The organism is Kaistella flava (ex Peng et al. 2021) (assembly GCF_015191005.1).
GTDB classification, from domain to species: Bacteria; Bacteroidota; Bacteroidia; order Flavobacteriales; family Weeksellaceae; genus Kaistella; species Kaistella flava.
Genome location: NZ_CP040442.1, coordinates 1,098,456 through 1,111,111, shown reverse-complemented (window position 1 = coordinate 1,111,111; position 12,656 = coordinate 1,098,456). Strand labels below are relative to the sequence as shown.

The 12,656-nt window shown below is 32.1% G+C and carries 10 protein-coding genes and 1 tRNA gene; 3 read left to right on the top strand and 8 right to left on the bottom strand.

The window, feature by feature from the left end:
• Positions 1-77: 77 nt before the first annotated feature.
• The 3 genes from Q73A0000_RS05035 to Q73A0000_RS05025 form a co-directional block, all read right to left on the bottom strand.
• A complete protein-coding gene (locus tag Q73A0000_RS05035) occupies positions 78-1,460 on the bottom strand; it encodes a tetratricopeptide repeat protein (protein ID WP_193812988.1) in 1,383 nt (460 codons plus the stop codon).
• 45 nt (positions 1,461-1,505) lie between these two features.
• Complete coding sequence (locus Q73A0000_RS05030; protein WP_193812987.1) at positions 1,506-2,423, bottom strand: hypothetical protein; 918 nt, start codon at positions 2,421-2,423, stop codon at positions 1,506-1,508.
• 151 nt (positions 2,424-2,574) lie between these two features.
• Positions 2,575-3,018 (bottom strand): hypothetical protein, encoded by a 444-nt coding sequence (locus tag Q73A0000_RS05025; protein WP_193812986.1) that lies wholly within the window; start codon positions 3,016-3,018, stop codon positions 2,575-2,577.
• A 160-nt stretch (positions 3,019-3,178) separates the two neighbouring features.
• Between Q73A0000_RS05025 and Q73A0000_RS05020 the strand changes: the two genes are divergently transcribed.
• Positions 3,179-3,922: a hypothetical protein gene (locus Q73A0000_RS05020; RefSeq protein WP_193812985.1), complete on the top strand. Its 744-nt coding sequence runs from the start codon at positions 3,179-3,181 to the stop codon at positions 3,920-3,922.
• 320 nt (positions 3,923-4,242) lie between these two features.
• On the opposite strand, the gene Q73A0000_RS05015 is transcribed toward Q73A0000_RS05020, so the two are convergent.
• From Q73A0000_RS05015 to Q73A0000_RS05000, 4 genes are all read right to left on the bottom strand, one after another.
• Complete coding sequence (locus Q73A0000_RS05015) at positions 4,243-5,250, bottom strand: nucleotidyl transferase AbiEii/AbiGii toxin family protein (protein WP_193812984.1); 1,008 nt, start codon at positions 5,248-5,250, stop codon at positions 4,243-4,245.
• The gene (locus Q73A0000_RS05010) at positions 5,243-5,848 is read right to left on the bottom strand and encodes a DUF6088 family protein (protein ID WP_193812983.1); all 606 of its coding nucleotides are present in this window, start codon (positions 5,846-5,848) and stop codon (positions 5,243-5,245) included. Before Q73A0000_RS05010 ends, Q73A0000_RS05015 begins: the two co-directional genes overlap by 8 nt.
• A gap of 1,556 nt (positions 5,849-7,404) precedes the next feature.
• Positions 7,405-7,477, bottom strand: a tRNA-Met gene (locus Q73A0000_RS05005).
• Between the two features lie 478 nt (positions 7,478-7,955).
• On the bottom strand, positions 7,956-8,939 hold the full coding sequence (locus Q73A0000_RS05000; RefSeq protein ID WP_193812982.1) for a hypothetical protein: 984 nt from the start codon (positions 8,937-8,939) through the stop codon (positions 7,956-7,958).
• Positions 8,940-9,164: 225 nt separating this feature from the next.
• Between Q73A0000_RS05000 and Q73A0000_RS04995 the strand changes: the two genes are divergently transcribed.
• Positions 9,165-10,826, top strand: coding sequence for an AAA family ATPase (locus Q73A0000_RS04995; protein WP_193812981.1), 1,662 nt, complete (start codon positions 9,165-9,167; stop codon positions 10,824-10,826).
• 130 nt (positions 10,827-10,956) lie between these two features.
• Here the strand turns inward: Q73A0000_RS04995 and Q73A0000_RS04990 are convergent, their stop codons facing one another.
• Positions 10,957-11,460 (bottom strand): c-type cytochrome, encoded by a 504-nt coding sequence (locus Q73A0000_RS04990; RefSeq protein WP_193812980.1) that lies wholly within the window; start codon positions 11,458-11,460, stop codon positions 10,957-10,959.
• 261 nt (positions 11,461-11,721) lie between these two features.
• On the opposite strand from Q73A0000_RS04990, the gene Q73A0000_RS04985 reads away from it, so the two are divergent.
• Positions 11,722-12,639, top strand: a complete 918-nt coding sequence (locus tag Q73A0000_RS04985) for a helix-turn-helix transcriptional regulator (protein WP_193812979.1) — start codon at positions 11,722-11,724, stop codon at positions 12,637-12,639.
• Positions 12,640-12,656 lie beyond the last annotated feature (17 nt).

The following is a 12,656-nucleotide window of genomic DNA, read 5'->3' as shown; positions in this document are numbered from 1 at the left end:
ATGGTAGATTTGTAATTATAAGGTAGGTTTTTGATTTTATTAATGAAACGATTAAAAAACCAGTAGTTTGTGTTTTTTTAAATCAATTCGCAGTCTTCCATATCCGAAATAAGGTATTTCAAACCTTCTTTTGCCTCTTCATGTCCTAAACTGATTGCTTTTTTAAACCACTTTCTGGCTAAGAACATGCAGCTTTCATCACACATAAAATCGCCTCCCCAATTCACTGCATTATCATATAGCAAACCAACGTTAAAGATTGCATCAACATTATTTTCGGCTGCAGCTCTTTTAAACCAATACATTGCTTTATTAAAATTTTCTTTAGGAAGATGAAATTTGTTTATTTCGCTATAATCTATTTCAAAATCCCAATGTCTGTCATTCCAATATTCACCTTTCTCTACGTCTTTTTTTATATTTCCTTTCCCGTTCTTGTAAATATTAGCTAAAGTATTCATCACCATGAAGTTACCGTTTTCTGCGGCTTTTTCAAACCATTGTATGGCTTTATTGTGGTCTTTTTCTACTATATCTCCGTTGTAATAGAAGTAGCCGATTGCTTTCATAACTTCTGAATCGGTCGTTTGCAAAATCTCCTGCAACCATTTTTCTTTTTCTTCTTCGTTTTTATCTTCGTGGCAAATAACGACAAGACATCTTTTCGCCTCATCAGAACCTAATTGGGCAGCTTTAATAAATAACTCTTTAATAGTATGATTTTCCTTTTCAATTTCAATTCCAGAGTTCTGTAGTTCCGCTAATTGTAATATAGATGGAACGTAATCTAAATCTGCCGCTTTCTTAAGCCAATGATATCCTTTTACTTCATCTTCTTTTACATTTTGACCGTAAAAGTACATTTCTCCCAATGAATGCATTGATTGAACATCACCTGCCATCGTTTTTTCAAATAATTCAACGACATCGGAAGCATTCCAATAATTAATTTGACCCACTATGCTATCTCTATACATTAAGCCAAGTTTTACCATTGATTCGGTATTTCCCTTGATTGCATCTTTTGCAAGAAATGGAAATCTTTCCGCATAAGTGGCTTCATGTTCACGCCTATTTCCTAATTGATAATCTCCATTTTTTTCATTGTACAGTGACCTCCAGTAATTGGCTTGATCCTCCTTTTCATCTTCTTCTTTCTCGCCTGCAAGTTTATTATCATATAATTCTGCAAGTTCTAACATTGCAAGAAGATTATCATTTTCTAATGCTCTTTCTGATAAATTATTTACTTTTTTCTTAGTATATAATTCAGTCCAATAATGTGCTTTTTCTTTATCAGCCTCCAATTCTCCAGCTACACCATTTTCGTATAGATGTGAAAGTTCAAGCATGGAGTCGGTAATGTCTGATTCAAAAGGAGTATCAGTATATAGAGCAAGGTCTGTTAGATTAATTATTCTTTTTTCAGTTTCGTTTTGTGTTTCTTCTTTGTCTGGCATAATTGTTATTTTTTTAAATGGTTGAAGATTCTTAATTGGGTTCTATCAAGCAACTAATTCTATTTGTAATTCGTTTGCAATTCTTTTTATTCTTACCTGCTGTTCTTTTTTGCCTAAATGGTTACTGTAAAAATAATCCTCATGTGATTTTACTCGGTCGTAATTTCTTGCTGCTCCTAAAACATCATCAAGTTGATCACGAGTGAAATATTTTTTTAAAGTTTCATTCTCTTCTAACCGATGGCTAAAATTATCGATGACAAATTGTATAAATCTTTTATATTGCTGAGCGGCGTTTTTGTCGTTCTCGCTTAAATTAAAGATTTTTCTGTCCATTACCTTTTCGACTTTATTTTCATCCATCTGAAGGGACGATTTCTTAGGTAATGTTGTAGTTTTTTGTTCCTCCTTTGTGTCAAAATCTTCCATTTCCTCGGATTCAATAATTTCAATCTCCTTAATCATATATTTTTTTAATTGAGGAAAATTAAAATGCTCATCTGCTAAATCTACCAATTCAATTCCAGCCAATTTATAAGCTTCATCTTCAGAAACAAACAGCGCAGTTTTCTGATATTTCTTTAATTGAAGATTCTCCTCTTTTAAAACTAAATTATATCTACCAAATTTTTCAAGAAATAGATTACATAACGCGTCGGTATCTTTGATGATTTGAATTAAATGCTCGTTAAACAATTTATTACCGGCAACCTTTCTTGGGAATCCATGCTCTTGCACCAATTTAACTTTAGAATCAATTTTTATTTCTTCCAACGCAGCTTTACTGATTTTTCCACTGAATAAAACTTTGCTGTTTGGCAGATACCAAATTCCTGCACCTATAAGCGTCTCAAGCAAACCTCTTTGAGATTCATCTAAATTTTTATCATGGTATAATGGAGCCAACATTGCTATCGCTTTTGCCAATACTTCGGTTTTCTTTAACAGATTATCTTTTTTCATAGTTTATTTTTTTTTAGGTTACATAAATACAAATAATTTTTAACTTTTAACGGAATATTTTGATTTAAATTAATGATTTATTACATATTTAGTAATTAATATTCTTTGATTTGATCCGGGAGCGATTTCGTATATAATAATACACGGTTTACTAGAGTTTTTTTAGAAAACTATATTTTTCCAAAATAGGAGCGGCTTCTTCAACTCCGTACATCTGCAACACGTTTGCAAAGTTGAAAAATGCTGCGTCGAAGTGATGATAATCAGCTGCATCAAGTTCAAAGATGTGGTTTGCATTTTCGTGAACTTCATCAACAAAAACAGTTTCAGTTTTCGAATCACGTTTATAATATTCTGTTTCAATTATTTTTACTGAATTAGAAGAAAATAATGCTGCAATTCGGATCAGTAAAAAAGCATCAGTATCCTCATAAAGTTTAAAGAATGATTGATGGTCAAGAATCGTATCACTATCAGCATCAGCATCACCAAAATTTTCTATCTCAAAATGAGTGTACAATTTTTTTAAATCAATGATGTCGATTTTGTTGATATCAAAATCAAATTCGTGTGTTGCTGTTGCGGTGTTTTCCATGATTAATTATTTTAAGATTTAGTGTTATTGAAATGAATTTTCAATTATCGTTCTGCAAACATAATATATTTTTTACAAATAAAGTATTATTTTTACACAAATTGTGTAATTGTTTTTATTTCAGTGTAAAATGTGTATATTTGCATCAAATTAAATTACAATGACTGGAGTTTTTTTACTGCTTCTACTTATGATCGATTTCAAAGATAAAAATGATGAAACCAAAGAATACTCATTCGGCGATCTGTTTGACCTACAAGCTGGGATTGTTGAAGATAAATATTCAGCAATAACTACAGATCAACAAGAGAAGGTCGAATTTGTGAAAATAAATTCTTTTACCGAAGACGGGGTATTAATGATGGAGCATCAATCTGAGAATCCTAAAGAAATTTCCCGAACAAAAGCAAAAAGGAAAACAGCAAAAGATGTTCAGCTTAAAACAGTAACTGAAAGTAAAGTCATTCAGGAAAATGATTTTCTAATTTACACCCGAGGTAAACCCAGAGGATTCTCTGGAAAAAAGTTTTTAATGGATGCCGATAAAAACTATGTTGCCACCCATCATTTTATTTATTTGCGCCCCAGAGTAAATGTTCTTGATATTGATATGACCTATCTTCATTTGATGCTGGACTTATACACCCGGAAAGACCTTACTGAAAACTACGAAAGAAAAATAAACGAAAAAAGGTGGACTCAAAACATGGGCAATTCAATCAGCATCAAAGAACTGAAGGATTTGAAAATTACCTTACTGAAAGACCGCTTTTCACAGCAAAAAGTGGTTTTAGAATATGAACTCAAACAGAAAGAGTATCAGAATTCCATAAAAGATTTAAAAGATTTAGAAAATTGTATGCGGAGTAATAATTTTGATATAGATAACGAAACCAGTGTTTAAAATGGTCAACTTGCTGATATGATGTGGTTTTTTTGAAGATTATTTCATAAATTTACTATGATTTAGTCTCTATTAAAAAACAGGGACTATAATCTCTGTTTTTTTGTTTTTATCTGTAAAAAATATTTTCTATAAGTTTTTCGTGTCATAATGGTTATCAAGTTTTGATTCGAGCGTATTTCCTACTTTGCATTTCTTCTTTAATATTATCTTTTTTGATTTTTTTTATAAAAAAACACAAATCAAAAATACATGTTCAATTGGTGATTCAGAAAGCATTAACATCTATTTTAACTACAGGTTTTGAAACATGGTCGTAATTAGGTGTTTGGTATTTCCTTGAATTTTTCTTGTATTAATTTTAATTTTTCAATTAAATCTGAAAATGATAAACTTTCGCCTATAATCATATTTTCCTGCATTTGTCTGTAATCTGCTTCCCAAAGATCAATAACTTCCGCTGGCGGAATGATGTTGAGTTGATCTCTTTTATGATTTTCAAAAGAAATCCCTCTCACATTATTCATCAGTTCTCTAAATTTAGCAATCTTATTGAAAAGATCTTTGTCGGTAATTGCTTTTTCACCGTATTCAGAATTCATGAGCCGATCTAAATCATACAAATGACGACTCAATTTATGATGTCTAATTTTCTCTAGGGGTTTTGAAAATTCTTCATGCAGAAGAAAAACTTTTTCCAGAAATGTTTTTGTTGGAATGGTAACTTCCACCTCAAATTCAGGAAAAGCAAATTCATATCCTTTAAAACTCTGATCGATGTATGAACTTATTTTTCTTTTCTCAGAAGGTTCTGATAGAGCTCTTGCGCCCATCTCAATAATCACTTTCTTTTGAATGTGGGTTTCACTTGGAACCACTGATTGATATGATAATTCCAATGTATTGGGGTCACTTGTATCATCAATTTTTGGGTCAAATTCTATGATGAACATTTCTTCCGGAATTCCTAATGTTTTAAGTTGCTCAGTCAATTCTACTCTGAAATCGCCAATAACGAAATGTCCTGAAGCTTTGCGAAGTTTCTTTATTTGCGATTTCGATTTAAAATCATCAAAACCAAGAAAATGATAATCAACAATTAAATCAACATCTTCGGAAAACCGTTCAATAACAGCATATGCTTTACTTAATGACGTTCCTCCTTTGAAAACGATGTGTGTATTATATTTCGATTGAAATACAGCTCTTAAAACCATACAAACCCACCAATCTTTTTCGATGACCACGTCGGAAAAGCCAAGCTGAGCAGAAGTCTCATTGATTATTTCGAATTGTTGCTGTTCTGTTAATGTAAACCAATTATTCATTATTGAGGGACTTTAAAAGGATTTCTCTGATCCACGCTGGAGCAAGTTTAGCATCGTGAAGAATATTATTTTCTTCTTCATTTTTCAATTGTTCAGAAATTTTATTCAGAGTAATTTCATCTACATTGTCTTTTTTTATTTGTTTCAAAGCTTGAATAACCAAAGTAGAAATTTTTCCTTTTGTAGATAAATTTTTAGGAACTGTAGATTTGAAATTGATTGTTCGGTTGCCCACTTTAATAATTCTCGCAGCACCATCTGTGAGGAATGTGAACTTCATGGGAACTTGTGTTGTTAATCCCAATATGTTTTCTGCAAAAGCACCAGTCGGGATTATTCTTGCGTGATCTCTTCTTGCAATAGCATTTGCAATATCTTCGATTGATGGAATAAGTTCTCCAATAATTTTACTGAGTTTTGGCTTATAATAAATACCGTGAGATAGTCTTTTGATTTTTTGTTTTTCTTCAAGTCTGAGCAATGCTTTTTTTACACTTTCCGAGGTTCCAAAATCTAAAAAATCATCCACAAAAAAGATTGCTCCATTTTCTAGGGTATCTATTTGATCTGAAATATGTTGTTCAACTTTTGGTCTCATAATAGTCCCAAATATAATAAAAATTTGGGACGAAATAGAGTTGAGGACTAAATAATTTCTAATTGGAAATACAATATTTCAGTTTAATATAAAGAAATAGAATTGCTGTTGCTGACATCTGTTAAAATGAAGGAAAATCCGCAGGGTTGATGTTTCTGATTTTTCTACATTTAAAAGATTGATTTTTATAAATTTCTCATTTCTATTTGCTTTGAAACCAAACTTCATTTCTCTCTGTGAGAAAAATAATCTAGATTCGGTGAATGTTCTAAAATGAAAAGGATTACTGACTGATAAAAATGGAGTAACTTCCAATTTAGTCCCTACTTAAAAAACAGGGACTAAATTGGGAGTTGTTCATTGGTTTTTGGTAACTTCTACTTGAGTATAAATGTTTATAAATAATTGATAATCAATACGGTATTTGCTTATTGGTTTCTATTAGTTTTAATAAGGAAAACCTAGTTCTCCGCCCAAATCCCTATAAGTTAATACTTTTAGGGATTTTTTTTGTTATAATTTCTTTCCGTACTTCTTGAATCGATTTTAAAACGAACCAGTCACAAAATTTAGGGACAAATGATGGATATGTTATTTTTGCTAAATGATCAATAGCTTTGAATTACTTCAATTGTTTCTATTAGGATTTATTGTTGAACACTTTGAGTTTATTTCTGCCGAAGAATTCGATCGTGTTTTGTTTTTGATCCTAAAAAATGAACCTATATTTTTTCAACATTAAGGCTTAATGGAGGAATTAATGAAACTCAAAAACCAATTTGTATTCTGTAAGGAATTTTGGAAGTTCTTTTTTTAGAGAAAAATTGTTTTTATGGTGATTTCGTTTTCATGAACTCGTCATGAACTATCCATGCTTTATCCATGAAGTATCTATGAGGTATGTATGAAGCGTCATTTTGGGGACCCGTCCTGAAATAGCTATACAGATTAATAGGTAAATCCTGACATAACTATACACTTGTATTTTCAAAGTTAAAACGTTTATAATAATTCTTCCATCTCTTGTTTAATTTTCCAGATTTTAGATGTGCTTGTATTGGGGTTAAATAATCACAACTGGCATGTGGTCTTAATTCTTTGTAAGATTTAAATATCTTCTGAACCTGTAGCAATAAAAAATCCTCGGTAATTTATTGTTTAAGCAGGCTTAGTTGTTATTGATTTAGTTATGGTCTGTAGTGCATGGAAATCTTTTCTACTTTTATATTATTCTAATTATCAGGATTAATAAATACACCTGTGGAAAATTCTTTCCTACCTTGAAACTAAAGTAATTCTAAAGGTTAAAGGGTATAGATTTTTCGAATTGATTTTGTTTCTTCTGATATAGAATAGGATTCTCATTTTTGTAGGTTTTTTAAGAATTAGAATGGGTCACTAAAGTAGTAAATGCGTTACCTTATTGTATGTCTTCTTTTATATAATTTGAGATTTATTAGAATAGTATCATAATAGGAGAGAGTATAGGGAATCTCCAAAACCCTCACTTAACCCCACAAAAAAAGAGAATCAATTTCTTGATTCTCTTTACTTAGTAGCGGAGACACGACTCGAACGTGCGACCTCCGGGTTATGAGCCCGACGAGCTACCTACTGCTCTACCCCGCGTTATTATGGTGCAAAAGTACAACAATTTCTTGATAAACAATTTTAAAATGGAAAAAATATCAATTTAATTTTATCCACTCCTAAAATAATTGTAATTAATCGAAATCATAAAAAGGAATGAAGGATTGTATTATTTTCGTAAACTACATGATTATAGTAGTTTATGAAATAAATATATGCTCGAAAATTTTAAATCTATTGATTTTCTAACAACGATTTATATTTTTTCTCCTCATTTCTTTTACAATTAAATTTTTCAGATCCGTGTTTTTGATAGGAAATACAGTGAGATTCATGGAGGAAATGAACAAGTAACGTAGAGGAAATGATCTTTTTTAGCCGGAACTTTTTTTGAAAAGCACAATTTATTCAATTATTTGAAGCAACTTTAGTTATAACCTCCTTTTTGAATCACTTAGTACTATAAAGCTTTTGTGACTTTAGTACTTTAAAAAGCCATGTATAATTTTTTCAATTCCTAAAACGGCAAATCAATCCCTTCCGGCACCACAAAATCCTTCGTATAAGGATTCTCGAGAAAACTTAAAAAAGGTTTTTGAAACTGAATAATATCGCCTCTTTGAATTCCATAAACCGACCAGTAATTGGTTAACAACTGTGCAAAAACCTCGTCATCCCAAAATCCGAAAATAGGTCTGTTTTCATTAGCGGTAATAGGAACTGCTTCGATCGTAATTTCGGTATCGGTATTTTCAATTTTGAATTCTGGTTTGTACTGTAAAATATAATCGGAGTAATGAAACCTGGCAAACAGTTCTTCAAACTGGAGCGGGTGTAAAACATGACCTTCCATTTTTTCGAGAATCTCTTTTTGTTTTTCACCTATAATTCCGTTATCCTGCATACAGGCGATAAATCCAAAACCATTGACTCCAAACTGGAACAATAAATTAACAGTATCGTCGCGGTAACTGAAAATATCGGCCGAATATTTAAGCGGAAATACGGCAATGCTCCACGGTTTTTGTCCCACAAAAGAAATCGGTTCTACGATAGACTGCATCATGAGATGGAAGTTTCCAAAACGTTCGCGCAGCGTAGCAGACAAATCAAAATTTTCTCTTAGTCTGAGCTTGCGTGAACTTTCATACCGCATTTCGTGATACAGCATTCCGTAAACCATTCTGCCTGTCCAGAGGAAAAGCAACTGTTCGTCGAGCGCTTTCATTCCTTCAAATCCTTTTTTGTAGGCTTCCTGAACTTTTTCTTCCAAGTCTTCAAAAGCTTTTTTTACGCGCGGAGAACACGGCAATTGAAGATCTGCATAAGTATAAGCCTTCGATTTATCCATCATCTCAATTCGGTCGGTCCCAAATTTAAAATGATCCATCAGCCATTCCGGATAAACGGACATTTTTTCAGTGGTTAAATCTCCAGTTAGGAAGCAAAATTGTTCGTCGAAAATTAAATCTGTGAAAGGATTAAATAAGGATAAAGACATAATTAAATAGCTCGTTAAGTTTTGAATTTTGCAAAGATAGCCATTAACGGTGGGTTGTTTTATGTAATTTAAAGAGAATTTATTTCAGAAATAAAATTAATTAGAATGTTCTGAATAATACTGATTCCAAAGAGAAGATATTTACTTCAAATAACTGATCAACTTTAGTAAACTGACTTAGTTTGGCGCTTTGATTTAGGATCTTTGTCAAAATAAATATAGAGCATGGAAACAAAATTTAATTTTAAAGTATTGGATTGTATTGAAAAGATATACAATACATCGAAAGAAAGCCAGTTAAAGGATGCGTTGTTTATAGAAATAGAAAGTGAGGTGAAATTGCTTTCCGACTATTTAAAACTAAACGCTATCGAAACGGTTTTGTTTGCCAATGCTTTTGCGATGTGGTTTGAGACCAGTAATTTTTCTGATGTTTTTGACCATTTTGGCTTAACCAAATTTCAGGTTTTGAAATACAGAGAGTCGATAGAAACGCTTTACAGCCGAAATTTATTAATGAATAAAAACAGCCGTAAAAAACAGATTTCTACATATGAACTTTCTCAAAATCTTATCAACAGTATTTCTAAAAATGAAGTTCTAAAATACAGTAAAATAGCGGAGTCTACAGAACCCAAAAATTTTGTCGATATCCTGGAAGAGTTTGATAAAATGAGTGATCAACTCGGTGATCAGTTAATTTCCCATCTGGATTTTAGAGAATATGTTTCTACGATTTGTGATGAAAATATAGAAATGCCGATGTTTCGTGAGATCAAAAATTATCAGCTCGAGGTGTTTGAAACTTATTTCCTTTTAGATACGATTTGGGATGCCATCAAAAACGGCGATAATGATTTTAATACCAACGTAATCATGACGGTTGATGATTATTTTGCTCATAAAAGTCAGGCTTTAAAGCATGTTAAAAAAGTAGCCAACAAGGAAACCAAACTTTCGAAATTAGATTTGATTGATATTTCTAAAGAAGATTTTTTCAGTAAACACAATGCAAAGGTTTCTAAAAAAGTAACTGATTTCCTAAGAGAGCACGAAAATGTAATCATTGATGAGGTTTCGAAAGAGTATTCAAAATTGATAAAGACCGAAGATATCCCAGAGAAAAAGCTCTTTTTTAATACCGATGAAACTGCTCAGCTGAATCAGATTTCGGCCATTTTAAGTGAGGATAAATTCAATGAAATGCAACAGCGCTTGAAAGATAAATCAATGCCAATTGGGGTTACAGCGATTTTTCACGGCGTTCCTGGAACAGGAAAAACGGAGAGTGTTTATCAGTTGGCAAAACAAACCGGCAGAAAAATTTATAAAGTTGATATTTCTTCAACCAAAAGTATGTGGTTTGGCGAAAGTCAGAAATTGGTCAAGAAAATTTTCACTCAGTATAATGAAATGAAACTGACCGAAGATCTTTGTCCGATCTTGCTCTTCAATGAAGCAGACGCCGTTATCGGAAAACGCAAATCAGCCGGAAGTTCTAATGTCGCTGATACCGAAAATGCTATTCAAAATATTATTCTGGAAGAAATGGAAAAGTTCAACGGAATCCTTTTCGCCACCACCAATCTCGTCGAAAATATGGATGCTGCTTTTGAACGCCGCTTCTTATTTAAAGTAAAATTCGAGCAACCTTCCTTAGAAAATGCTGCTAAAATCTGGTGTGAAAAATTTCCTTTTTTGTCGGACAAAGAAAGCATTGTTTTAGCCGAAACCTTCAATTTCTCCGGTGGTGAAATGGAAAATATTGCCCGAAAATCTGCGATGCAGGAAATTCTAACTGGTGAAAAACTTCTTTTCGAAGAGATTAAAAACTTATGCAAAAATGAAAAATGGAGTGGGGAAGAGAAAGGGAAGATTGGGTTTTAAATTTTCTTTAATGTGTGATGAACAGCTTCTGTGAAAGTTGGGGTTTAATTAAAAATAAAAACTATTCGCAAAAAAACCTTGAAAGTATTATCAATCAAGGTTTATATAAAATTTTATAAAGCTCAAATTATTATTTCATTTTCATATCTTCTTTCTTAATCGGCATCAAAACCGGAATCATTTTACTCACGCCTTGCAGATACTTTTCTGGATTAGGATTTCCGCGGTGGCAAGTGATGCAATAAACAGAGGTTATTTGTTTTGGTTTTGGATCTGGTGCGTGCGGCAGAAAATAATTCGCATTAATGTCATTGGTCATTTTAAGCATACCACGTGCGATTTCTTTGTTTTTGTTGGCGTCAGAAGGGAAATCCATTTTGTCAGGATTATCTTTTTTCGGAGTATGACAATGAGAACAATCTACGCCTAAAGAGTTGTTAAAGGTATGCATTACAAACATCAGACTGTCTTTTGTAATGTCCTGAGGCAAAATTTTAAGATTTTTCCATTCGCTCTGCATCTCACTTACCGGGCGATAAGTTTTGGTAGAATTGGTAGTTAAAGTAATGATAACTCCGATAATTCCTAAGAATCCCAAAAAGGATACAAAGGATTTTAATTTGTTAGTTTTCATGATAATTATGTTTTTAATGGAACATCTAAGTTAGAAATTATTCTTTTAGGAAACTAAAATAAATTCGAAAAATTCAGTAAATTCAATTGAAGGTGAGTGGGTTAGGACTTGTGAGAGATAAGTTGTATCTAAAGAAACTGTATAATTTTCACTCAATCAAAGTTTGAATTATTTAGCAAGTTTTATTTTAAAACCGTCATGTATTGTCGTTTAAGTTTTCTACATTTACTTTTTAATAATCGTAAACTCAAACTTCATCCAATGGCAAAAATTGAACAAATCCTTCGTCTTAAATTCATTGAAGATTTTTTGAGAAGCAGAAAAAATAAAGGAGCGTCTTATGATGATATTTTTGATTATTTATGTCAAAAATTTGAAGATAAAGATATTGAAGCGGACAAATTAAAATTTACAAAGAGAACTTTCCTGCGTGATAAAGAAGCGATTTCTAAAGTGTTGGGAACCGATATTATTTACCGCCGTTCTACAGATACTTACGCGATTGAATCTGATGAGCTCGATGAAATTCAGGAAGATGTATTTGATAATTTATTATTGGTCGAAGCATTTCGGGAAGTGAAAGGACGAAAAAATGTCATGTTCTTTGAGCAAAGAAAATCCCGGGGTTTACATTTACTTAACGGATTGGTTCACGCCATTACGCATCACAAAATAATCACGCTGCAGTACACCAAATTCTGGGAAGGCGTGGCGTATAAAAAAACTTTGGAACCTTATGCTTTAAAGGAATTTCGAAATAGATGGTATTTGTTGGCCAACGAAAAAGACGATCGCGATTTCTTTATTAAGACCTTTGCTTTGGACCGAATTTCAGATTTTGATTTTGCACCATCTTCTTTCAAACCAAAAAAATACGATACCGAAAAAGCCTTTGAAAACTCATTCGGAATTATTTCTACTTTAAATGAAGAAGCGCAAGAGATTGTTTTGTCGTTTGATTCTGATCAGGGAAGTTATATAAAAACGCTTCCGCTTCATCATTCTCAGGAGATTTTAATTGATAATGAAACAGAATTTAGGATTAAATTGACTTTGTTTCCGACTTACGATTTCGAACGTGAAGTTCTTTCACATGGCAAGCGCGTGAAGATTATTTCTCCGGAAAGTTTTAAAATTCATTTAAAAAAGGAAGTATCAGAAATGCTGAAGAATTATTGAGATCAAACTTATTAAAA